Origin of the sequence: Pseudomonas fildesensis (assembly GCF_001050345.1) — a bacterium.
GTDB lineage: Bacteria > Pseudomonadota > Gammaproteobacteria > Pseudomonadales > Pseudomonadaceae > Aquipseudomonas > Aquipseudomonas fildesensis.
On the sequence record NZ_LFMW01000001.1, the window covers coordinates 404,533 to 428,334 of the forward strand.

Sequence of the window (23,802 nt, forward strand, 5' to 3'; positions counted from 1 at the left end):
CCTGACCCCTTATACGGCCATCAGGTCCTTTTCTTTATCGTCGGTGGCCTTGGTAATCTGAGCCTCCGCATCCTTGGTCAGCTTATCGATATCGGCGACGGCACGACGCTCTTCGTCTTCGCTGATTTCCTTGTCCTTGACCAGCTTCTTCAGGTCACCCAAGGCATCACGACGGATATTGCGCACGGCAACACGTGCATCTTCAGCTGCGCTGCGCGCCTGCTTGGTGAAGCCCTTGCGGGTTTCTTCGGTCAGGGCAGGCATGGAGATCAGCAACAACTCGCCGAGGTTGGTCGGGTTGAGGTTCAGGCCGGCGCTTTGGATCGCCTTGTCAACGGCGCCGAGCATGTTGCGCTCGAAGGCCACGACTTGCAGGGTGCGCGAGTCTTTTACGGTGATGTTGGCGACCTGGGTAATCGACGTGTCCGTGCCGTAATACGGCACCATCACGCTGCCCAGGATGCTTGGGTGTGCCTTGCCGGTACGGATCTGACCAAATGCATGGTTCAGAGAGTCCAGGGATTTCTGCATACGCTCTTGAGCGTCTTTCTTGATTTCGTTGATCATTGTTGGCCTTCCTCGATCAGAGTCCCTTCTGCGCCGCCGTGTACGATGTTCAGCAGGGCGCCGGGCTTGTTCATGTTAAATACGCGCAGCGGCATCTTGTGGTCGCGGCACAGGCAGATAGCCGTCAGGTCCATTACACCCAGCTTGCGATCCAGCACTTCATCGTAGGTCAGATGATCGAACTTCTCGGCATGCGGGTCTTTGAATGGGTCTGCAGTGTAAACACCGTCAACCTTGGTGGCCTTGAGCACCACGTCTGCGTTGATTTCGATACCGCGCAGGCACGCTGCCGAATCGGTGGTGAAGAACGGGTTGCCGGTACCGGCAGCGAAAATCACTACTTCCTTGGCATCCAGGTGGCGCATGGCTTTGCGACGATCGTAGTGATCGGTTACGCCAACCATGGAAATCGCCGACATGACGATAGCGGTGATATTCGCGCGCTCCAGAGCGTCACGCATGGCCAGGGCGTTCATCACAGTGGCCAGCATGCCCATGTGGTCGCCGGTTACCCGGTCCATGCCGGCCGCACTCAGTGCCGCGCCGCGGAACAGGTTGCCACCGCCAATCACCAGACCGACCTGAACACCGATGCCGACCAGTTGGCCGACTTCCAGCGCCATGCGGTCGAGCACCTTGGGATCGATCCCGAACTCTTCCGAGCCCATCAGGGCCTCGCCGCTAAGCTTGAGTAGAATGCGTTTATAGCGAGCCTGATAACCACTGCCCTGCTGAGCCATTGCGAATCTCTCCTGCGGCGTATTTTTAAAAAATCTTGGCGAGCCGTTTACGGCTTGCGTTCACTCTAGCCGGACGCTGTCACAGCGCCATCGGAACACGGCTTTGTAAGCCAGTTCCGAGGGTAAGCCAAATAAAATCGGCTTCCCATTTGAAAAGAGGCTGCGCGCGTGAGCGGGCAGCCTCTTTCGGGCGACAGTTGAAAACTGTCTTATTGCTTGGCGGCAGCCAGCTGGGCAGCAACTTCTTCAGCGAAGTTGTCGACCGGCTTCTCGATGCCGTCACCTACTTTGAAGTAGGTGAAGGAAACGATTTCAGCACCGGCTTTCTTGGCCAGTTCGCCAACCTTGATTTCAGGGTTCTTGACGAACGCCTGCTCAACCAGGCTCGCTTCAGCCAGGAACTTGCTGATACGGCCTTTGATCATGTTCTCAACGATGTTTTCCGGCTTGCCGGCGATCTTGTCAGCGTTGAGGCTCAGGAACACGGCTTTTTCGCGTTCGATGGCTTCAGCGGAAACTTCCGATGGCAGCAGGAACTCAGGGTTGCTGGCAGCTACGTGCATAGCGATGTCTTTGGCCAGTTCAACGGTGCCGCCTTTCAGAGCGACTGCTACACCGATCTTGTTGCCGTGCAGGTAACCACCAACAACGTCACCTTCAACACGTACCAGACGACGAATGTTGACGTTTTCGCCAACCTTGCCGACCAGTACCAGGCGATCAGCTTCTTGAGCTTCGATCAGCGGAGCGGCGTCAGTCAGTTTGTCGGCGAACGCTTTTTCAACGCTTGCAGCAACAAATGCCTTGAAGTCGTCCTGCAGAGCCAGGAAGTCGGTCTGCGAGTTCACTTCCAGCAGAACGGCGGTTTTACCGTCTTCTTTCAGAGCGATAGCGCCTTCAGCAGCTACGTTGCCTGCTTTCTTGGCAGCCTTGATGGCGCCGGATGCACGCATGTCATCAATGGCTTTTTCGATGTCGCCGCCGGCCTTGGTCAAGGCCTTTTTGCAATCCATCATGCCTTCGCCGGTACGCTCACGCAGTTCTTTAACCAACGCTGCAGTAATCTCTGCCATTTCAAAATCCTCTTGGATAGGTTTTCAACCATTCCACCCGATCAAACGGGCGATCAATTCTTCCCGAATCCTCTTGTAGGCCGCTGCACGTTACAGATGATGTAGCTGCGCTGCCGACAAATGGTTTTCGAGGTGGCAAAAAGGGGGCCAAGCCCCCTTTTTGCTTACTGAGTCAACGCCAGGGCGTCAATTACTCAGCGGCAGCTACCGGAGCTTCTTCAACGAACTGCTCGGTACCACCAGCAACGTGGTTGCGACCACGGATTACAGCGTCAGCCATCGAACCCATGTACAGCTGGATAGCGCGGATTGCGTCATCGTTGCCTGGGATGATGTAGTCAACGCCATCCGGGCTGCTGTTGGTATCGACTACGCCGATAACAGGGATGCCCAGCTTGTTGGCTTCGGTGATCGCGATGCGCTCGTGATCAACGTCGATAACGAACAGTGCGTCAGGCAGACCGCCCATGTCCTTGATACCACCCAGGGAACGATCGAGCTTTTCCAGGTCGCGAGTGCGCATCAGCGCCTCTTTCTTGGTCAGCTTGGCGAAAGTACCGTCTTCGGCTTGCACTTCAAGGTCACGCAGACGCTTGATGGAAGCACGGATGGTTTTGAAGTTGGTCAGCATGCCGCCCAACCAGCGGTGATCGACGTACGGCGAACCGCAACGTGCTGCTTCTTCAGCAACGATCTTGCCAGCGGAACGCTTGGTGCCGACGAACAGGATCTTGTTTTTGCCCTGTGCCAGACGCTCTACGAAAGTCAGAGCTTCGTTGAACATTGGCAGGGTTTTTTCAAGGTTGATAATGTGGATCTTGTTACGCGCGCCGAAAATGTATTTGCCCATTTTCGGGTTCCAGTAACGGGTCTGGTGACCGAAGTGCACACCGGCCTTCAGCATATCGCGCATGTTGACTTGGGACATGATAGTTCCTTAATAAGTCGGGTTTGGCCTCCACGTATCCCAATGACCAACCAGCGGCTTCAAGGCCTCCGGCACCCAGGTCATCGTGTCGACACGTGTGTGGATTTAAGCTTTGCGGGGTATCCCCGGAAAGCGGCGCATTTTATACCACAGCAAGGGCAAAAACGAAACCCGAAATCACCTTTGCCGACGACGCCTTTTGCGCAACCCTTTGAATAGAGCGAATATAACCCCACCTTATAGAGATAACCGATCGCCAGACGCTCATGGTTTGCCGCCCGCGTCTGGTAGAATCGCGTTTTTCAGGGATTGTGCGAACTCTGCAACTTTTTGCCGCACGCCCGTAAACCGTATTGATTTCAGCGCGTCGCGCGAGAGAGAGCCTGTATGACCGTTACTTTGAAGACCGCCGAAGACATCGCAGGCATGCGCGTTGCCGGCAAACTGGCTGCCGACGTGCTGGAAATGATTGCCGAACACGTCAAGCCCGGCGTTACCACCGAAGCGCTCGACCGCATCTGCCACGACTATATAGTCGACGTGCAAAAAGCCATCCCTGCCCCGCTGAACTACAAGGGCTTTCCCAAGTCGATCTGCACCTCGATCAACCACGTGGTCTGCCACGGGATTCCGGGCGACAAGCCCCTGAAAGACGGTGACACCCTGAACATCGACGTCACTGTGATCAAGGACGGCTACCACGGCGACACCAGCCGCATGTTCCACGTCGGCACCGTGCCGGTCTGGGCCGAGCGCCTGTCGCAGATCACCCAGGAATGCATGTACAAAGCGATCGAGATCGTCAAACCCGGCTGCCGCCTGGGCGATATCGGTGAAGTGATCCAGAAGCACGCCGAAAAGAACGGCTTCTCGGTAGTACGCGAATTCTGCGGCCACGGCATCGGCAAGGTGTTCCACGAAGAGCCGCAGATCCTGCACTACGGCCGCGCCGGCACCGGCATGGAACTGAAAGCAGGCATGACCTTCACCATCGAGCCGATGATCAACCAGGGCAAGGCCGACACCAAGGTGCTGGGCGACGGCTGGACCGCCATCACCAAGGACCGCAAGCTCTCGGCCCAATGGGAACACACCCTGCTGGTCACCGACACCGGCTACGAGATCTTCACCTTGCGCGCAGACGATACAATCCCACGCATTTCGGGTGCAGCTTCGGCGTAACGGCTGCTCAGGTTTTCCCAAACTGTGTTGTGACTGACTGATAGATAGAAAGGAAAGCCGATCGATGCCCCAGGTGGATCCCGAACTCTTCGACCGTGGTCAGTTCCAGGCCGAACTGGCACTGAAGGCGAGCCCCATCGCCGCCTTCAAGAAGGCTATCCGCCAGGCGCGCGAGGTGCTCGATGAGCGCTTTCGCAGTGGCCGGGACATCCGCCGGCTGATCGAGGACCGCGCCTGGTTCGTCGACAACATCCTGCAAAAAGCCTGGGAACAGTTCAGTTGGAGCGAAGACGCCGATATCGCCCTGGTGGCGGTCGGCGGCTACGGTCGCGGCGAACTGCACCCCTACTCCGACATCGACCTGCTGATCCTGCTGGACAGCGCCGATCATGAGATATTTCGCGATTCCATCGAGCGTTTTCTGACGCTGCTGTGGGACATCGGCCTGGAGGTCGGCCAGAGCGTGCGCTCGGTGGACGAATGTGCCCAGGAAGCCCGCGCCGACCTGACCGTCATCACCAACCTGATGGAAAGCCGCACCATTGCCGGCCCCGAGCGCCTGCGCCAGCGCATGCTCGAAGTCACCAGCACCGCAAATATGTGGCCGAGCAAGGATTTCTTCCTGGCCAAGCGCGCCGAGCAGAAAGCCCGTCACCACAAGTACAACGACACCGAATACAACCTGGAGCCTAACGTCAAAGGTTCGCCGGGCGGGCTGCGTGATATCCAGACCATCCTCTGGGTAGCGCGGCGCCAGTACGGCACCCTGAACCTGCGCGCCCTGGCGGGTGAAGGTTTCCTGGTGGAGAGCGAAAACGCCCTACTGGCCTCGTCCCAGGAATTCATTTGGAAGGTGCGCTACGCCCTGCACATGCTCGCCGGGCGCTCGGAAGACCGCCTGCTGTTCGACCATCAGCGCTCCATCGCCACCCTGCTGGGCTTCGAAGGCGAAGATGCGAAAACCAGCATCGAAAGCTTCATGCAGCAGTACTACCGAGTGGTCATGAGCATTGCCCAACTCAGCGACCTGATCATCCAGCACTTCGAAGAGGTGATCCTGGCCCCCGAAGACGAAGCGCCGCCGCAGCCGATCAATGCGCGCTTCCAACTGCATGACGGCTATATCGAAGCACGCAACGACAACGTGTTCCGCCGCACCCCGTTCGCGATGCTGGAAATCTTCGTACTGATGGCCCAGCAGCCGGAAATCAAAGGCGTGCGCGCCGATACCATCCGCCTGCTGCGAGAAAACCGTCACCTGATCGACGATGACTTTCGCAACGACATCCGCAATACCAGCCTGTTTATCGAGCTGTTCAAGTGCAAGATCGGCATCCACCGCAACCTGCGGCGCATGAACCGCTACGGCATCCTTGGGCGCTACCTGCCAGAGTTCGGCTTCATCGTCGGGCAGATGCAGCACGACCTGTTCCACATTTATACCGTGGACGCCCACACCCTCAACCTGATCAAACACCTGCGCAAGCTGCAGTACACCCAGGTGTCAGAGAAATTCCCGCTGGCCAGCAAGCTCATGGCCAAGCTGCCCAAGCCGGAACTGATCTACCTGGCCGGCCTGTACCACGACATCGGCAAGGGCCGGCATGGCGACCACTCGGAAATCGGCGCAGTCGACGCCGAGGCGTTCTGCCAGCGCCATCAATTGCCGCTGTGGGACAGCCGCCTGATTGTCTGGCTGGTGCAAAACCACCTGGTGATGTCGACCACCGCCCAGCGCAAGGACTTGTCCGACCCGCAGGTGATCCACGATTTCGCCGGGATTGTGGGCGATGAAACTCGCCTCGACTACCTGTACGTGCTGACCGTCTCCGACATCAACGCCACCAACCCGACCCTGTGGAACTCCTGGCGCGCCAGCCTGTTGCGCCAGCTGTACACCGAGACCAAGCGCGCCTTGCGCCGGGGCCTGGAAAACCCGGTGGACCGCGAAGAGCAGATCCGCCGCACCCAGAGCGCGGCCCTGGATATCCTGGTGCGCGGCGGCAACGACCCGGACGACGTCGAGCAACTCTGGTCGCAACTGGGCGACGATTACTTCCTGCGCCATACCGCCGGCGACGTGGCCTGGCACAGTGACGCGATCCTGCAGCAGCCGGCCGATGGCGGCCCGCTGGTGCTGATCAAGGAAACCACCCAGCGCGAATTCGAAGGCGGCACGCAGATTTTCATCTACGCGCCCGACCAGCACGACTTCTTTGCCGTGACCGTGGCGGCCATGGACCAGCTCAACCTGAACATCCACGACGCCCGCGTCATCACCTCCAGCAGCCAGTTCACCCTCGACACCTATATCGTGCTCGACACCGAGGGCGACTCGATCGGCGACAACCCCGTACGGGTGAAAAAGATCCGCGAAGGCCTGACCGAAGCCCTGCGCAACCCGGATGACTACCCGACCATCATCCAGCGCCGTGTACCACGTCAGCTCAAGCACTTTGCCTTCGCGCCGCAGGTGACCATCTCCAATGACGCGCAGCGCCCGGTGACCGTGCTGGAACTCAGCGCCCCGGACCGTCCCGGCCTGCTGGCACGCATCGGCGGGATCTTCCTGGAGTTCGACCTGTCGTTGCAGAACGCCAAGATTGCGACCCTGGGCGAGCGGGTGGAAGACGTATTCTTCATCACCGATGCCGACAACCAGCCGCTGTCCGACCCCGAGTTGTGCCGCCGTTTGCAGGACGCGATCGTCCAGCAACTAAGCGTGACCCAGGAACCCGGCGTCGAACTGACGCGCCTGACCATTTGAATCAACAGCACCGGCCCCCTGTAGGAGCCGGCTTGCCGGCGATAGCAGCACCTCGGTGCCCCAGATACATCGCGGCACCCGCATCGCACGCAACCCAGCTCCTACGGCCCACACACCGAATGAGATCCACCGATGAACAACGCCCTGAATCAGCTGCAGCCCTACCCGTTCGAGAAATTGCGCGCCTTGCTCGGCAGCGTCACGCCGAACCCGGACAAACGTCCGATCGCGCTGTCCATCGGCGAGCCCAAGCACAAATCCCCGACGTTCGTCGCCGAGGCGTTGAGCAATAACCTCGACCAGATGGCGGTGTACCCGACCACCCTGGGCATTCCAGCCCTGCGTGAAGCCATCGGTGCCTGGTGCGAGCGCCGCTTCAACGTCCCCGCCGGTTGGCTGGACCCGGCGCGCAACATCCTGCCGGTCAACGGTACTCGCGAGGCGCTGTTCGCCTTCACCCAGACCGTGGTCAATCGCGGCGACGACGCACTGGTGGTGAGCCCGAACCCGTTCTATCAGATCTACGAAGGCGCCGCGTTCCTGGCCGGGGCCAAGCCGCATTACCTGCCGTGCCTGGACACCAATGGTTTCAACCCGGACTTCGACGCGGTATCGCCGGATATCTGGAAACGCTGCCAGATCCTGTTCCTGTGCTCCCCAGGCAACCCCACCGGCGCACTGATCCCGGTGGACACCCTGAAAAAACTCATCGCCCTGGCCGACGAATATGACTTCGTCATCGCTGCCGACGAGTGCTACAGCGAACTGTACTTCGACGAACAAACCCCGCCGCCGGGCCTGTTGAGTGCCTGCGTTGAACTGGGCCGCCAGGACTTCAAGCGTTGCGTGGTGTTCCATAGCTTGTCCAAGCGCTCCAACCTGCCAGGCCTGCGCTCCGGTTTTGTTGCCGGCGACGCCGATATCCTCAAGGCCTTCCTGCTGTACCGCACCTACCACGGTTGCGCAATGCCCGTGCAAACCCAACTGGCCAGTATCGCCGCCTGGCAGGATGAAGCCCACGTCCTGGCCAACCGTGACCTCTACCGGGAAAAATTCGACGCCGTGCTGGCAATCCTCAAACCGGTGCTGGATGTGCAGGCTCCGGACGGCGGGTTTTATCTGTGGCCGAATGTGAATGGCGACGATGCGGCGTTCTGCCGGGATTTATTCGTGGAAGAACACGTGACCGTGGTACCGGGTTCGTACCTGTCGCGGGAAGTCGATGGCGTCAACCCCGGCGCCGGGCGTGTGCGCATGGCACTGGTTGCGCCGCTGGCAGAATGTGTGGAAGCGGCGGAGCGGATTCGCGCGTACCTCACCCGAAACCGTTGATAGGCCCAATGGCTGACTGAAACACGCCCGGACCGGGAACTCCGGGCGTCATGGCCACCACCCAAAGACTCCCTCGGTCTTTCGGCAAAACGTCTTATGATCAACGCACTCAATCTTACGCCCCTAATCAGCACCTCTACCTACGCGGGCAACCTCTGGGGCTCTGACACGCAACCTGTCAGCGCGGTGCGAACCAAGCGTAACGTGCTCGACGCTGCCCAGCTCTGGCCCAATAGCTCGACGATCAAAATAGCGCTCTATGACGCTGACGTAGAAACGGCACAGGCGATCAAGGATCGCGATCAACGAATGGCAGCCTCACGTCAATCTCAAGTTCGAATTCGTTTCCGGTGAGGACGGCGACATCCGAATCGCTCTCAACCATATCAATCATATGTTCAGTTCTGCGATAGGAACGGCAGCCAAAGACGTCCCGCTGCACCAGCCCACAATGATGCTGCCCGGCGATACCAGCTACCCCAGCTTTCGCTACGTAGTGCTGCATGAGTTCGGGCACGCCTTGGGCGCGCGGCATGCCCATCAGCACCCCGATTCAAACATTCCCTGGGACAGGCAGAGCACTTATACGGACGCCTTACAGCGCTTTGGATGGACCAAGGAAACCGTCGACGAGAATATCCTGCCCTCGCCCCGCAACGATCAGCACCGTTATCAACCCTACGACGAGAACTCGGTGATGCATTACGAGCTCAGGCCTCAATGGACATCCAACGCTTGGGGTCAGTCGGAAAGCTGGGAAATCAGCGACGGCGACATCGCCCAGATGAAACAGGCTTACCCCATGCCGACGCCGCCCGCACCTACTTCTCCTTCCCAAGGTTTGCTTCGCTCAGGTCCAGATCAGCCAACACCTCCCGCAGAACATCATCGCCGACTGCGTGCTGCCGACTCAGACTGTACAACTCAAGGCGCTGGGCTCTCAGGGCTTTGAGCCGCAAACGGCGCTCCAGCTGATCCATCTGTAAGGCCAGGGCTTGTGCTTCGGCCGAATCATTGAATACCTCAAGCTGATGGCGGTATTCCGACATGATCCGTGCCTTGAGTTCGGTGGCCAGTGCGGCTTGAGCGGCGTCCTGGGGCGCCGATTCTTCTATCTCCAAGGCATGGATCGCCGCCTCGGCAGTCTTTTTCCAGGCCTCGCGCACTTCGTTGTCGCGTTTTTCATCCGGGCTCTTTTCAATGCCGCGTAACAGTAGTGGCAAGGCGATGCAGGCGCAGACCAGCGAGAGCAGGATCACACCGGCCGCAATGAAAATCAGCAGGTCGCGCTCCGGGAAATTTCGGCCCGGTGCCAGCAGCAAAGGCACCGACATCACGCCCGCCAGGGTCACCGCACCGCGCACGCCGCCGACGGTCAGCAGCCAACAGGACCTAGCAGTAGGTACCAATGTCAGCTCACTTTTCCCACGAAGTCGGCGCAACAAACCTGACAGGCGCCAGATGCTTTGCACCCAGATAAAGCGCAACACCACCAACACCAGGAAGATCGCTATCACGTCCAGGCAGCGGTACAAGAGGGTCGGCCATAGCGTGGTTTCATGACTGACCACGGCCTTGATGATGTCCGGCAGTTGCAGACCCAGCAGCAGGAAGATCAAGCCATTGAAGGCAAATTCCAGCAACGACCAGACACTGCGATTGAGCAAACGCGTGCTGGTCTGGCGCGGCAACAGGTCGAGCCAACTTTGCATCATGCCCGCCGCCACCGCCGACAGAATGCCCGATGCGCCCAGGCGCTCCGCCAGTACGTACGCTGCAAACGGCAGCAACAACATGAACACCACGTGGGTGGCGGGATCATCCCAGCCCCGCGCAATCATCCAGGCACGCAAGCGCCCGACCAGCCAGCTCAACGCAACCCCGACCGCCAGGCCACCCACTGCCACCAGGACAAAAGTCAGGCTCGCATCGGCCAGGGAAAACACTCCGGTCAACGCCGCCACCAGGGCGAACTTGAAGGTCACCAGGCCCGAAGCATCATTCATCAACGCCTCGCCCTGCAGCATGTGCATCAGCGGTTTGGGTAAACGGTTCTGGGAAATGGCCGACACCGCCACGGCATCCGTCGGCGACAGTACCGCCGCCAGGGCGAAGGCAACGGGTAAGGGAATCGTAGGTAATAGCCAATGAATGAAATAACCGGCTCCGACTACGGTGAACAAAACAAGCCCTACGGCCAGCGTGAGGATCGGCCCACGCAGGCGCCACAACTCACGTTTGGGCATACGCCAGCCATCAGAGAACAGCAGCGGCGGCAGGAACAGAAACAGAAACAGCTCCGGGTCCAGCGCCACGTGCAGCCCCAGCGTCGGCCACGCCAGCAATGCGCCGGCAGCAATCTGCACCAAGGGTAACGGCAAGGGGATAACACGCCCGACCAGACGCGAAACACTGACCAGCATCAGCAGGATAAGAACGGTGTAGGCGGTTTGCATAACGCGGGTTTCCCGGACAATCGACTTGCAGCGACACACTTCAGGCAACAACTCGCCGTTGAAGTGCCATATTAGCCGCCTATGCTGCGCGCTGGCCTTTGCACAAAAGTCGCACGTTGCAAAGCGCAACAGTGACGAGCGGCACCCAAACCCGCTGGTCGTGGCATAATCCGTGACCTTTCGTTTTCATTCGTCCAAAAGGGGGCAATTCCTTGACCGTTTCAAGCAAAACGTTGCACCTTTTCGGCATCAAAGCGTGCGACACCATGAAAAAAGCCCGCACCTGGCTCGATGAGCACGCTGTGAGCTATGAGTTCCACGACTACAAAACGGCCGGTATCGACCGCGAACACTTGACCCAATGGTGCAACGAGCACGGTTGGCAGGTGGTTTTGAACCGTGCGGGCACCACCTTTCGCAAACTCGAAGACGAACGCAAAGCCGATCTCGATCAGTCGAAAGCCATTGAATTGATGCTCGCGCAACCTTCGATGATCAAGCGCCCGGTGCTTGATCTCGGTGACAGAACCCTGATTGGCTTCAAGCCAGATACTTATTCGGCGGCCCTCAAGTAGGCCAGCCCTTCCATTTTTGTAGAGGTAACAGCATGTCCAATTCCCTGTTCAGCCTGGGCTTCGGCGTCGGCACTCAGAACCGCCAAGGTGCTTGGCTGGAAGTGTTTTACGCACAACCCTTGCTCAACCCGTCAGCTGAAATCATCAAAGCCATCGCACCGATCCTCGGTTACACCGAAGGCAACCAGGCAATCACTTTCACCGTCGCCCAAGCGCTGCAACTGGCTGATGCGCTCAAAGGCGTCGACGCTACCCAGGCTGCGCTGCTGAGCCGCCTGGCTGAGAGCCACACTCCGCTGGTCGCCACCCTGCTGGCCGAAGACGCCGCACTGACCTCCACGCCTGAGGCCTACCTCAAGCTGCACCTGCTGTCCCATCGCTTGGTCAAGCCACACGGCCTGAGCCTGGCCGGTGTGTTCCCACAGCTGCCGAACGTAGCCTGGACCAGCCAGGGCGCGATCGACATCGCCGAACTGGCCGAACGTCAACTGGAAGCGCGCCTGCGTGGCGAGCTACTGGAAGTGTTCTCGGTGGACAAGTTCCCGAAAATGACCGACTACGTCGTGCCGAGTGGCGTACGTATCGCTGATGCCGCGCGTATCCGCCTGGGCGCCTACGTGGGCGAAGGCACCACCGTGATGCACGAAGGTTTCGTCAACTTCAACGCCGGCACCGAAGGCCCGGGCATGATCGAAGGCCGTGTGTCGGCTGGCGTGTTCGTTGGCAAGGGTTCGGACCTGGGCGGCGGTTGCTCAACCATGGGCACGCTGTCGGGCGGCGGTAACATCGTGATCAAGGTTGGCGAAGGCTGCCTGATCGGCGCCAACGCCGGTATCGGTATCCCGTTGGGCGACCGCAACACCGTGGAATCGGGTCTGTACGTGACCGCCGGGACCAAGGTTGCGCTGCTCGATGAGCAGAACCAACTGGTCAAAGTGGTCAAGGCCCGCGAGCTGGCCGGCCAACCGGATCTGCTGTTCCGCCGTAACTCCGAGACCGGTGCCGTGGAGTGCAAAACCCACAAATCGGCCATCGAACTGAACGAAGCGCTGCACGCTCACAACTAAGCAGCCACTCGATGCCACTAGCGAGCCCCGACCCTGGGGCTCGCTTATACGAGTCTTGATCACCATGCTTGTGCCCTCTCCCTGGCGCGCCGACTTTCCGGCCATCGCCGCCCTGCAACGGCAAGACCAGACCTACCTGGACAACGCCGCCACCACGCAAAAACCTCAAGCCCTGTTGGATGCGATCAGCCATTACTACGCCAATGGTGCAGCCAATGTGCACCGTGCCCAGCATTTGCCCGGCGCCCATGCGACCCAGGCCTTCGAGGACAGTCGCAGCAAGGTCGCGCAGTGGTTGAACGCAGGAGACAGCGGGCAAATCATCTTCACCCACGGCGCTACGTCTGCGCTGAACCTCCTGGCCTATGGCCTTGAGCACTTATTCAATGCGGGCGATGAAATTGTCATCAGCGCCCTGGAACACCACGCCAACCTGCTGCCCTGGCAGCAACTGGCCAAACGTCGCGCGCTCACGCTGGTGGTGTTGCCGCTGGGCGATGACGGCGTGATTGACCTTCAAGCCGCTGCCGAACTGATCAGCCCGCGCACGCGCCTGCTGGCGGTGAGCCAGTTGTCCAACGTACTCGGCTCCTGGCAACCGCTGGAAGCCTTGCTGGCAATGGCCAAGGCACACGGAGCCCTGAGCGTGATCGATGGCGCCCAAGGCATCGTGCACGGCCGCCATGATGTACAGGCCCTGGGCTGCGACTTCTATGTATTTTCCAGCCACAAGCTGTACGGCCCGGACGGCGTAGGCGTGCTGTATGGCGACAACAAAGCCCTGCATCACCTGCGCCACTGGCAGTTCGGCGGCGAGATGGTGCAACAGGCGGACTACCACAGCGCCAGCTTCCGCCCTGCGCCATTGGGTTTTGAGGCGGGAACACCGCCGATTGCCAGCGTGATAGGCCTGGGCGCCAGCCTGGACTACTTGAGTTCGCTGGATCATCTGGCGGTGATCGCCCATGAAGCCGCCCTGCATGACTACCTGCTGCGCGGGCTGAAAGCGCGCAATGGCTTACGCGTGCTGGGCTCGCCGCAGGTGGCGCTGGTCAGTTTTGTGGTGGAAGGCGTGCATAACGCCGACCTTGCGCACCTGCTGACCGAGCAAGGGATTGCCGTGCGTGCCGGCCATCACTGTGCAATGCCGTTGCTCAAGTCGATGCAATTGTCGGGGGCGATCCGTGTGTCCCTGGCGCTGTACAACGACTCCGACGATCTGGAGCGCTTCTTTGAAGCGCTGGATCAAGCGCTGGATATGTTGCGATGAGTTTGCCGGCAGATGCAGCGGCTGCGCTGGAAGCGTTCCAGGCCGTCGGCAGCTGGGAACAACGCGCGCGGATGCTGATGCAATGGGGCGAGCGCATGCCCGCCCTGGCCGATGAAGATAAGATCGACGCCAACCTGGTGCAGGGCTGCGAGAGCCTGGTGTGGTTGGTGGGGCGTTTGCAAGAAGGCCATTGGCAGTTTGCCGCGAGCAGCGATGCACGGATGATTCGCGGGTTGGTGGCGCTGCTGCTGGCGCGGGTCAATGGGTTGTCGGCTGCTGAGTTGCAGGCCGTTGACTTGCCTGACTGGTTCAATCAACTGGGGCTTTCTCGCCAGTTGTCGCCGTCGCGCAGCAATGGCCTTAACGCAGTACTGCAGCGCATGCGATCCCTGTAGCCGGCTTGCCGGCGATAGCTACCTGAAGCCCTGCGGTGAGTTTCAACCCCTCATCGCCGGCAAGCCGACTCCTAAATGTTCAGGAAGGTTTGACCCGCTCCGACGGCCGCCGCACCCCAGCCACAATCTTGTCCACCGCCTTGGTCGCCGCCACCATGCCGAAGGTCGCGGTGACCATCATCACTGCGCCAAACCCGCCGGCGCAGTCCAGCTTCACGCCATCACCGACAAAACTCTTCTGCAAACAGATACTGCCGTCCGGCTTGGGATAGCGCAGTTGTTCGGTGGAAAACACGCAGGGCACGCTGTAATGGCGGGTCACCGTGCGCGAAAAACCGTAGTCGCGGCGCAGGGTGGAGCGCACTTTTGAGGCCAGCGGGTCGTTGAAGGTGCGGTTCAAGTCGCAGACCTGAATCAGCGTCGGGTCAATCTGCCCGCCCGCCCCGCCGGTGGTGATGATCTGGATCTTGCGGCGCTTGCACCAGGCGATCAGCGCGGCCTTGGCGTTGACCGCATCGATGCAGTCGATCACGCAATCGATGTTGGGGGTAATGTACTCGGCCATGGTGTCGCGGGTGACGAAGTCGGCCACCGCATGCACGGTGCAATCCGGGTTGATGCCGCGCAGGCGCTCTGCCATCACCTCGACCTTGGGCTTGCCCACGGTGCTGTCCAGCGCGTGCAACTGGCGGTTGCTGTTGCTGACGCAGACATCGTCCAGGTCAAACAGCGAGATTTCGCCCACACCGCAGCGGGCGATGGCTTCCGCCGCCCAGGAGCCCACACCTCCTACGCCGACGATCGCCACATGGGCCGCTTTCAAGCGTTCCAGGCCTTCAATGCCATACAAACGGGCGACGCCTGCAAACCGCGGATCTTCTGTGCTCATGACCATTACCCCAAAAACCGGCGCGCATTATGAGCTACGCAGCGACAAGTTTTAAGCTACAAGTTACAAGTTAAGAACTTAGGTGAACATTCGCGGACTAACGTCCGGCTTTTCTCTGTCTGCTATACGTTGAGGGAAAGGCCGGTGTAGGATGCGCGCCGTTCGGCGCAGGCCGACACCTCTTTTCGTTCCGCACCCTTTGGAACCCGAAATCGCTATGTCATCGCGTAAATTTGGACTCAACCTGGTGGTGGTGCTGGCAATTGCCGCGCTGTTCACCGGCTTCTGGGCGCTGATCAACCGCCCGGTCACCGCCCCCAACTGGCCAGAACAGATCTCCGGGTTTTCCTACTCGCCGTTCCAGCAGGGCCAGTACCCGCAGAAAGACCAGTACCCGACCGACGACCAGATGCGTCAGGACCTTGCGATCATGAGCAAGCTGACGGACAACATCCGGACCTACTCGGTCGACGGCACCCTGGGCGACATTCCCAAGCTGGCGGAAGAGTTCGGCCTGCGTGTGACGCTGGGGATCTGGATCAGCCCGGACCTGGAGCGCAATGAGCGCGAAGTCCAGCGCGCCATCGAAATCGCCAACAGCTCGCGCAGCGTCGTGCGTGTGGTGGTGGGTAACGAAGCGCTGTTCCGTGAGGAAATCACCCCTGAAGCGCTGATCGTACTGCTGGACCGCGTACGCTCCGCCGTGAAAGTGCCGGTGACCACCTCCGAGCAATGGCACATCTGGGAAAAGAACCCGCAACTGGCCAAGCACGTCGACTTGATCGCCGCGCACATCCTGCCGTTCTGGGAATATATCCCGATGGACAAGGCTGGCCAGTACGTACTCGACCGCGCCAGGGATCTGAAGAAGGCCTTCCCGAAAAAGCCGCTGCTGCTCTCGGAAGTTGGCTGGCCGAGTAACGGACGCATGCGCGGTGGTAATGAATCTTCTCCTGCAGACCAGGCGATTTACCTACGCACACTGGTCAACAAGCTCAATCGTCAAGGCTACAACTACTTCGTGATTGAGGCCTTCGACCAGCCATGGAAAGTCAGCGACGAAGGCTCGGCGGGCGCTTATTGGGGCGTGTTCAACGCCGCGCGCCAGCAGAAATTCAACTTTGAAGGCCCAGTGGTCGCGATCCCGCAATGGCGCGTGCTGGCCATCGGTTCGGTGGTGCTCGCGCTGCTGTCTCTGACCCTGCTGATGATCGACGGCTCGGCCCTGCGCCAGCGTGGCCGTACGTTCCTGACCTTTATCGCGTTCCTGTGCGGGTCGGTGCTGGTTTGGATCGGCTACGACTACAGCCAGCAATACAGCACCTGGTTCAGTTTGACGGTTGGATTCCTGTTGGCACTCGGCGCCCTCGGCGTGTTTATCGTGTTGCTCACCGAAGCCCACGAATTGGCGGAAGCGGTGTGGACCCACAAACGTCGGCGTGAATTCCTGCCGGTCGAGGGGGATTCGGACTACCGACCGAAAGTGTCGATCCACGTGCCGTGCTACAACGAGCCGCCGGAAATGGTCAAACAGACCCTCGACGCCCTGGCCGCCCTCGATTACCCGGACTACGAAGTCCTGATCATCGACAACAACACCAAGGACCCGGCGGTGTGGGAACCGGTACGCGACTACTGCGAAACCCTCGGCCCGCGCTTCAAGTTCTTCCACGTCTCGCCGTTGGCCGGTTTCAAGGGCGGAGCGCTGAACTACTTGATCCCGCACACCGCCAAGGACGCCGAAGTGATCGCGGTGATCGACTCCGACTACTGCGTGTCGCCGAACTGGCTCAAGCACATGGTGCCGCACTTCGCCGACCCGAAAATTGCCGTGGTGCAATCGCCGCAGGATTACCGCGACCAGAACGAAAGCACGTTCAAGAAGCTCTGCTACGCGGAATACAAAGGCTTCTTCCACATCGGCATGGTCACGCGTAACGACCGTGACGCGATCATCCAGCACGGCACCATGACCATGACCCGGCGCTCGGTGCTCGAAGAGCTGGGCTGGGCGGACTGGTGCATCTGCGAAGATGCCGAGCTGGGCCTGCGGGTATTCGAGAAAGGCCTGTCGGCGGCGTATTACCACAACAGCTACGGCAAAGGCCTGATGCCGGATACCTTTATCGACTTCAAGAAACAGCGTTTCCGCTGGGCCTACGGCGCGATTCAGATCATCAAGCGTCATACCGCAAGCCTGCTGCGCGGCAAGGGCACCGAGCTGACCCGTGGCCAGCGCTACCACTTCCTTGCGGGCTGGTTGCCGTGGGTGGCGGATGGCATGAACATATTCTTCACCGTCGGCGCGCTGCTGTGGTCGGCGGCGATGATTATCGTGCCGACGCGGGTTGATCCGCCGCTGCTGATTTTCGCGATCCCGCCGTTGGCATTGTTCGTGTTCAAGGTCGGCAAGATCATCTTCCTCTACCGCCGTGCGGTGGGTGTGAACCTGAAGGATGCGTTCTGCGCGGCGCTGGCCGGGTTGGCGTTGTCTCACACCATCGCCAAGGCGGTGCTGTATGGCTTCTTCACCACCAGTATTCCGTTCTTTCGTACACCGAAAAACGCGGATAACCACGGCTTCTGGGTAGCTATTTCCGAAGCCCGCGAAGAAATGTTCATCATGCTGCTGTTGTGGGGCGCGGCGCTGGGGATCTACCTGGTGCAGGGCCTGCCGAGCAATGACATACGCTTCTGGGTGGTGATGCTGCTGGTGCAATCGCTGCCGTATGTGGCGGCGTTGATCATGGCGTTCCTGTCGTCGTTGCCTAAACCGGCGCCGAAGGCTGAGCCAGCAACCGCCGTGTAAAAACTTGCGCAATGCACTAAACGGCGGCCTCTGGCCGCCGTTTTGCTATAAGATAACGGCCGTTTTGCACGCCTTGCACACATCACCGTAGGAGCGAGCTTGCTCGCGAAAATCGTTAACGATGACGTGGTCATCCTGAACGCACGCGGTGCCCTTGCGTTTTTCGCGAGCAAGCTCGCTCCTACAGTCATTAGAACGTCGCTGCCTCGATTTACGGAGTTTCCCATGACGGCCCATGCCGACCTTTCGCCGACCCTTCAACTTGCCATCGACCTGATCCGTCGCCCCTCCGTGACGCCGATCGACGCCGATTGCCAGAAGCTGATGATGCAGCGCCTGGGCGACGCCGGTTTTGCGCTTGAGCCGATGCGTATCGAAGACGTGGACAACTTCTGGGCCACCCATGGCAAGCACGAAGGCCCGGTGCTGTGCTTTGCCGGCCACACCGACGTGGTCCCGACCGGCCCGGTGCAAGCCTGGCAGAACGACCCGTTCGACGCGCTGATCGACGACAACGGCATGCTCTGCGGCCGTGGCGCAGCAGACATGAAAGGCAGCCTGGCGGCGATGCTGGTGGCGGCGGAGCGTTTTGTCACCGACTACCCGGACCACAAGGGTTCGGTCGCCTTCCTGATCACCAGCGATGAAGAAGGCCCGGCGCACCACGGCACCAAGGCCGTGATCGAGCGCCTCGCGGCGCGCAAGGAGCGCCTGGACTGGTGCATCGTCGGCGAACCGTCGAGCACCACATTGGTGGGCGACGTGGTCAAGAACGGCCGTCGCGGTTCGCTCGGCGCCACCCTGACCGTGCGCGGTGTACAAGGCCATGTGGCTTACCCGCACCTGGCGAAAAACCCGATCCACCTGGCCGCTCCGGCGCTGGCTGAACTGGCCGCCGAGCATTGGGACGACGGCAACACCTTCTTCCCGCCGACCAGCTTCCAGATTTCCAACCTCAATTCCGGTACCGGCGCCACCAACGTGATCCCCGGCGACCTGACGGCGGTGTTCAACTTCCGTTTCTCTACCGAATCCACCGTTGAAAGCCTGCAACAACGGGTCGCGGCGATTCTCGACAAGCATGGCCTGGACTGGCACGTGGAGTGGGCGCTGTCGGGCCTGCCGTTCCTGACCGAGCCGGGCGCGCTGCTCGATGCGGTGTCCGCCAGCATCAAGACGATCACCGGGCGTCAGACCAAGGCGTCGACCAGCGGCGGAACGTCCGACGGGCGCTTTATCGCGACGCTTGGCACTCAAGTAGTCGAACTGGGCCCGGTCAACGCGACGATCCATCAGGTCAACGAGCGCATTCTGGCCAGCGACCTCGATGTGCTGACCGAAATCTATTACCAGACCCTGATCAAGTTGCTCGCCTGATGCTCGCGTGCCCCATTTGCAGCGCACCGCTCAACGCGGTCGATAATGGCGTGGCCTGCCCGGTCGGGCACCGTTTCGACCGCGCGCGCCAGGGTTACCTGAACCTGTTGCCGGTGCAGCACAAAAACAGTCGCGACCCGGGCGATAACCTGGCCATGGTCGAAGCGCGCCGCGACTTCCTCAACGCCGGGCATTACGCCCCGGTGGCCAAGCGCCTGGCCGAACTGGCCGCCGAACGTGCGCCGCAGCGCTGGGTGGACATCGGTTGTGGCGAGGGTTACTACACCGCACAGATCGCCGACGCCCTGCCCCATGCCGATGGCTATGCCCTGGATATCTCCAGGGAAGCGGTCAAGCGTGCGTGCAAGCGCAACCCGGCGCTGACCTGGTTGATCGCCAGCATGGCTCGCGTGCCGTTGGCCGATGCCAGCTGCCAGTTCCTCGCCAGTGTGTTCAGCCCGCTGGACTGGCAAGAGGCCAAGCGCCTGCTCAGCCCTGGCGGCGGCTTGATGAAGGTCGGCCCGACCAGCGGCCACCTGATGGAACTGCGCGAGCGCCTGTACGACGAAGTGCGCGAGTACACCGACGACAAACACCTGGCCCTGGTGCCGGACGGCATGAGCCTTGCGCACAGCGAAAACCTCGAGTTCACGCTGAGCCTGGGCGAACCCAAGGACCGCGCCAACCTGCTGGCCATGACGCCCCACGGCTGGCGCGCCAGTGCCGAGCGCCGCGCCGAAGTGATCGAGGCCGCCGAGCCGCTGTTGGTCACTGTGTCGATGCGCTACGACTATTTCGTGCTTCAATAACCGACTTTTCGGGCACTACGCCTACCTAGAATCCGCGAATGGATTTTCGAATCCCGCAACGAGGAACATCCATGCGCCAACCTGATATCGAGATTTACCTCAAAGACGCCGACGTCGACCACAAGGCCATCGCTGCCTGGCTGGGCGCTGCCCTGGGCGCATGCTCCGACTGGGTCCAGCGCGGCCAGACCTACAAGTGCAAGGCCGGAACCGTACCAGTGACCTGGCTGCCGAAAGCCGTAGGCAAATGGAACAGCCTGCACCTGGACAGTGATAACACCCCGTGGGAAGACGACATCGCCTGCGCCCGCGCCGCGTTTGCCGCGCTGAACGTCGAAGTGCGTTGCGCGCCGGGTAGCTGGGTTGAAGAGGAAGGTGAAGAAAGCGCTGATCGTTGGATGCGCATCAGCGTCGATGGTGAAGAAGAGATCACCTGGAAAACTGCCTGACCCTGATTTGTGAACCCAATATAAATGTGGGAGGGGGCTTGCTCCCGATAGCGGTGGATCAGCCATGTATTCAGTGACTGACACTCAGCAATCGGGAACAAGCCCCCTCCCACATTTGTTCAGCGGTGAAGCAAATATCTGGCTTACAAGCCCACCACATCCTCTGCCTGCAACCCCTTCTCGCCGGTCACCACGGCGTATTCCACCTGCTGGCCCTCGGCCAACGAACGGTGGCCGTCACCGCGAATGGCGCGGTAGTGCACAAACACATCCTTGCCGTCTTCACGCTGAATAAAGCCATAGCCTTTTGCATCGTTGAACCACTTCACATTGCCGGTTTCGCGCGTTGCCATCTGTTTGCTCCCACTTATGTTTTTATTGTTGAGTCAGTCGCATTGAACTGCCGAGTATAAGACAGGCTCAAAAACGTTCAACTCAAGTTTACTTCGCTGCTTTTTTGCCGATTTTCGGCGAATACGGCACACTACCCACCCGAGCGCCTGCTCGGTTTTTTCCACTTGAAGCAGCACACCTATGACCCGCTCCCCGTTCCGCCGTCTGGTATTTGGCACCTTGCGCCGACTGTTGTACCTCTGGGTTCGCTCGGAGACGATCAACCAGTCGTCCCTAACCCTTAACCTCGACCGCAGCCGGCCGGTGTTCTACGTCCTGCAATCGCCCTCCCTCACCGAACTGGCCGTGGTCGATACCGAGTGCACCAAGGCCGGCCTGCCGCGCCCGGTGCTGCCGGTATCGGTCGGCCCGTTGCTGGAGCCCGCGGCGTTCTTCTACCTGACGCCTGCGCCGGACTGGCTCGGCCGCCAGGACAAGCGTGGTGCACCGCCGACCCTGACCCGCCTGGTCAACACTCTCACCGAACACGCCGAAGAGAATGCACAAATCATTCCGGTCAGCGTGTTCTGGGGACAATCCCCCGAGAGCGAGTCCAGTCCGTGGAAACTGTTGTTTGCCGACAGCTGGGCGGTCACCGGGCGTCTGCGCCGGTTGCTGAGCATCCTGATCCTCGGCCGCAAGACCCGTGTGCAATTCTCTGCGCCAATCAACCTGCGTGAATTGATCGAGCACAATAAAGGTCACGAACGCACCGTGCGCATGGCGCAGCGCATCCTGCGTGTGCACTTTCGTAACCTGAAGACCGCCGTGATCGGCCCCGACCTGTCCCACCGGCGCAACCTGGTGAAGGGCCTGGTGAACATGCCGCTGGTGCGCCAGGCGATTAGCGAGGAAGCCGAACGCGAGAAGATCTCCCCGGAAAAAGCCAAGGCCCAGGCCCTGCGCTACGGCAACGAAATCGCCTCGGACTACACCTACACCGCGATCCGCTTTCTGGAAGTGGTGCTGAGCTGGTTCTGGAACAAGATTTACGACGGGATCAAGGTCAATAACATCGAAGGCGTGCAAAAGGTTGCCCAAGGCTACGAGGTGATCTACGTGCCGTGCCACCGCAGCCATATCGACTACCTGTTGCTGTCCTACCTGCTGTTCAAGAATGGCCTGACCCCGCCGCACATCGCCGCCGGCATCAACCTGAACATGCCGGTGATCGGCAGCCTGCTGCGCCGTGGCGGTGCGTTTTTCATGCGCCGCACCTTCAAGGGCAACCCGCTGTACACCTCGGTGTTCAACGAATACCTGCACACCCTGTTCACCAAAGGCTTCCCGGTGGAGTACTTCGTCGAAGGCGGGCGCTCGCGCACGGGGCGCATGCTGCAACCGAAAACCGGGATGCTGGCGATCACCCTGCGCAGTTTCCTGCGCTCCTCGCGCATGCCGATTGTGTTCGTACCGGTGTACATCGGCTATGAACGTGTACTCGAAGGCCGTACCTACCTCGGCGAATTGCGCGGCGCCACCAAGAAGAAAGAATCGATCTTCGATATTTTCAAAGTGGTCGGCGCGCTCAAACAGCGCTTTGGCCAGGTCGCGGTGAACTTCGGCGAGCCGATCAAGCTGGCTGAGTTCCTCGACGCCGAGCAACCTGGCTGGCGCGCCCAGGAACTGGGGCCGAACTACAAACCGGCCTGGCTCAATGAAACCACCAATCGCCTCAGCGAACAGGTGGCCCGCCACCTGAACGAGGCGGCAGCGGTGAACCCGGTGAACCTGGTGGCCCTGGCGCTGTTGTCGACCACGCGCCTGGCGCTGGATGAACAGGCCATGGCGCGCCAGCTCGACCTGTACCTGGCGCTGTTGCGCCGCGTGCCGTACTCGCCGCATACCACCTTGCCCGAAGGCGACGGTGTGGCGCTGATCAAGCACGTCAAAGACATGGACCTGCTGTCGGAACAGAGCGATGCCCTGGGCAAGATTGTGTACCTGGACGAGCAGAACGCCGTCCTGATGACCTACTACCGCAACAACGTGCTGCACATCTTCGCCCTGCCGGCGTTGCTGGCGAGCTTCTTCCAGAGCAGCTCGCGGATGAGCCGCGAACAGATCCTGCGCTACACCCACGCGCTCTACCCGTACCTGCAATCGGAGCTGTTTATCCGCTGGTCGCTGGAAGAGCTGGACACGGTAGTCGACCAGTGGCTGGAGGCATTTGTCGGACAAGGCCTGCTGCGCTTCGAAAACAACGTGTACCTGCGCCCGGCGCCAAGTTCGCGGCAATTCGTGCTGCTGACACTGCTGTCCAAAAGCATCGCCCAGACCCTGCAACGCTTCTACATGGCGATTTCGCTGTTGCTTAACAGCGGCCAGAACAGCATCAGCGCCGAAGAGCTGGAAGACCTGTGCACGATCATGGCCCAGCGCCTGTCGATCCTGCATGGCCTCAACGCCCCGGAGTTCTTCGACAAGAGCCTTTTCCGACATTTCATCCAGACGTTGCTGGAGCAAGATGTGCTGCGCCGCGATGAGGCGGGCAAGTTGAGCTATCACGACCTGCTCGGCGAATTGGCAGAAGGTGCGGCCAAGCGCGTCTTGCCGGCCGATATTCGCCTGTCGATCCGCCAGGTGGCCTTGCATCGCGTGGACGGTGCGGCCGAGGCGCCCGCCGAACCTGAAGCCCCGAATCCTGAAGCCCTCACCCCTGAAAAAAGCCGCTAGATTGAATGAGGCGCCGGATTGATTCCGGCGCCGTTGAAAAGGAGCTGC

At 60.3% G+C, this 23,802-nt stretch carries 19 protein-coding genes and 1 pseudogene; 13 read left to right on the top strand and 7 right to left on the bottom strand.

The features are described 5' to 3' along the window. Nucleotides 1-9: 9 nt before the first annotated feature. The 4 genes from frr to rpsB form a co-directional block, all read right to left on the bottom strand. Nucleotides 10-567 (bottom strand): ribosome recycling factor, encoded by a 558-nt coding sequence (gene frr, locus ACR52_RS01995; protein WP_048719947.1) that lies wholly within the window; start codon nucleotides 565-567, stop codon nucleotides 10-12. After that, on the bottom strand, nucleotides 564-1,307 hold the full coding sequence (gene pyrH / locus ACR52_RS02000) for a UMP kinase (RefSeq protein WP_048719949.1): 744 nt from the start codon (nucleotides 1,305-1,307) through the stop codon (nucleotides 564-566). Before pyrH ends, frr begins: the two co-directional genes overlap by 4 nt. 209 nt (nucleotides 1,308-1,516) lie before the next feature. Continuing rightward, on the bottom strand, nucleotides 1,517-2,380 hold the full coding sequence (gene tsf / locus ACR52_RS02005) for a translation elongation factor Ts (protein WP_048719951.1): 864 nt from the start codon (nucleotides 2,378-2,380) through the stop codon (nucleotides 1,517-1,519). Nucleotides 2,381-2,570: 190 nt separating this feature from the next. After that, nucleotides 2,571-3,308, bottom strand: coding sequence for a 30S ribosomal protein S2 (gene rpsB, locus ACR52_RS02010; protein WP_048719953.1), 738 nt, complete (start codon nucleotides 3,306-3,308; stop codon nucleotides 2,571-2,573). 387 nt (nucleotides 3,309-3,695) lie between these two features. Here rpsB and map point away from each other — a divergent pair, with 387 nt between their 5' ends. The 4 genes and pseudogenes from map to ACR52_RS31655 form a co-directional block, all read left to right on the top strand. Further along, nucleotides 3,696-4,490, top strand: coding sequence for a type I methionyl aminopeptidase (map, locus tag ACR52_RS02015; protein ID WP_048719955.1), 795 nt, complete (start codon nucleotides 3,696-3,698; stop codon nucleotides 4,488-4,490). A gap of 64 nt (nucleotides 4,491-4,554) precedes the next feature. After that, nucleotides 4,555-7,257, top strand: a complete 2,703-nt coding sequence (locus ACR52_RS02020) for a [protein-PII] uridylyltransferase (RefSeq protein ID WP_048719958.1) — start codon at nucleotides 4,555-4,557, stop codon at nucleotides 7,255-7,257. A 132-nt stretch (nucleotides 7,258-7,389) separates the two neighbouring features. After that, a complete protein-coding gene (gene dapC / locus ACR52_RS02025; RefSeq protein WP_048719959.1) occupies nucleotides 7,390-8,589 on the top strand; it encodes a succinyldiaminopimelate transaminase in 1,200 nt (399 codons plus the stop codon). A gap of 301 nt (nucleotides 8,590-8,890) precedes the next feature. Beyond that, nucleotides 8,891-9,238: pseudogene (locus tag ACR52_RS31655) on the top strand (M12 family metallopeptidase); the annotation flags it as partial. Between the two features lie 172 nt (nucleotides 9,239-9,410). On the opposite strand, the gene ACR52_RS02035 reads toward ACR52_RS31655, so the two are convergent. Continuing rightward, nucleotides 9,411-11,045 (bottom strand): Na+/H+ antiporter, encoded by a 1,635-nt coding sequence (locus ACR52_RS02035; protein WP_048719962.1) that lies wholly within the window; start codon nucleotides 11,043-11,045, stop codon nucleotides 9,411-9,413. A 266-nt stretch (nucleotides 11,046-11,311) separates the two neighbouring features. Here ACR52_RS02035 and ACR52_RS02040 point away from each other — a divergent pair, with 266 nt between their 5' ends. The 4 genes from ACR52_RS02040 (at nucleotide 11,312) to ACR52_RS02055 (ending at nucleotide 14,352) form a co-directional block, all read left to right on the top strand. After that, entirely contained in the window at nucleotides 11,312-11,620 is a 309-nt protein-coding gene (locus tag ACR52_RS02040) for an arsenate reductase (protein WP_236692109.1), read from the top strand. A gap of 32 nt (nucleotides 11,621-11,652) precedes the next feature. Next, complete coding sequence (dapD, locus tag ACR52_RS02045) at nucleotides 11,653-12,687, top strand: 2,3,4,5-tetrahydropyridine-2,6-dicarboxylate N-succinyltransferase (RefSeq protein WP_048719966.1); 1,035 nt, start codon at nucleotides 11,653-11,655, stop codon at nucleotides 12,685-12,687. 64 nt (nucleotides 12,688-12,751) lie between these two features. Continuing rightward, nucleotides 12,752-13,957 carry an aminotransferase class V-fold PLP-dependent enzyme gene (locus ACR52_RS02050; protein ID WP_048719968.1) on the top strand — a complete coding sequence of 402 codons (1,206 nt, stop codon included), beginning with the start codon at nucleotides 12,752-12,754 and terminating at the stop codon, nucleotides 13,955-13,957. Then, nucleotides 13,954-14,352 (top strand): SufE family protein, encoded by a 399-nt coding sequence (locus tag ACR52_RS02055; protein WP_048719970.1) that lies wholly within the window; start codon nucleotides 13,954-13,956, stop codon nucleotides 14,350-14,352. Before ACR52_RS02050 ends, ACR52_RS02055 begins: the two co-directional genes overlap by 4 nt. Before the next feature lie 79 nt (nucleotides 14,353-14,431). Here the strand turns inward: ACR52_RS02055 and tcdA are convergent, their stop codons facing one another. After that, a complete protein-coding gene (gene tcdA / locus ACR52_RS02060) occupies nucleotides 14,432-15,241 on the bottom strand; it encodes a tRNA cyclic N6-threonylcarbamoyladenosine(37) synthase TcdA (RefSeq protein ID WP_048719972.1) in 810 nt (269 codons plus the stop codon). A 217-nt stretch (nucleotides 15,242-15,458) separates the two neighbouring features. Here tcdA and ACR52_RS02065 point away from each other — a divergent pair, with 217 nt between their 5' ends. From ACR52_RS02065 to ACR52_RS02080, 4 genes are all read left to right on the top strand, one after another. After that, nucleotides 15,459-18,050, top strand: coding sequence for a glycosyltransferase (locus ACR52_RS02065; RefSeq protein WP_048719974.1), 2,592 nt, complete (start codon nucleotides 15,459-15,461; stop codon nucleotides 18,048-18,050). A 225-nt stretch (nucleotides 18,051-18,275) separates the two neighbouring features. Beyond that, nucleotides 18,276-19,427 carry a succinyl-diaminopimelate desuccinylase gene (gene dapE, locus ACR52_RS02070; RefSeq protein ID WP_048719976.1) on the top strand — a complete coding sequence of 384 codons (1,152 nt, stop codon included), beginning with the start codon at nucleotides 18,276-18,278 and terminating at the stop codon, nucleotides 19,425-19,427. Further along, a complete protein-coding gene (locus ACR52_RS02075) occupies nucleotides 19,427-20,236 on the top strand; it encodes a putative RNA methyltransferase (protein WP_048719978.1) in 810 nt (269 codons plus the stop codon). The genes dapE and ACR52_RS02075 overlap by 1 nt, the downstream gene beginning before the upstream one ends. A 71-nt stretch (nucleotides 20,237-20,307) precedes the next feature. Continuing rightward, nucleotides 20,308-20,685: a hypothetical protein gene (locus tag ACR52_RS02080; RefSeq protein WP_048719980.1), complete on the top strand. Its 378-nt coding sequence runs from the start codon at nucleotides 20,308-20,310 to the stop codon at nucleotides 20,683-20,685. A gap of 143 nt (nucleotides 20,686-20,828) precedes the next feature. Here ACR52_RS02080 and ACR52_RS02085 read toward each other — a convergent pair whose 3' ends face one another. After that, nucleotides 20,829-21,038 carry a cold-shock protein gene (locus ACR52_RS02085; RefSeq protein ID WP_032891681.1) on the bottom strand — a complete coding sequence of 70 codons (210 nt, stop codon included), beginning with the start codon at nucleotides 21,036-21,038 and terminating at the stop codon, nucleotides 20,829-20,831. A 181-nt stretch (nucleotides 21,039-21,219) separates the two neighbouring features. Between ACR52_RS02085 and plsB the strand changes: the two genes are divergently transcribed. Next, nucleotides 21,220-23,754, top strand: a complete 2,535-nt coding sequence (gene plsB / locus ACR52_RS02090; protein WP_048719983.1) for a glycerol-3-phosphate 1-O-acyltransferase PlsB — start codon at nucleotides 21,220-21,222, stop codon at nucleotides 23,752-23,754. The last annotated feature ends 48 nt before the right edge of the window (nucleotides 23,755-23,802 follow it).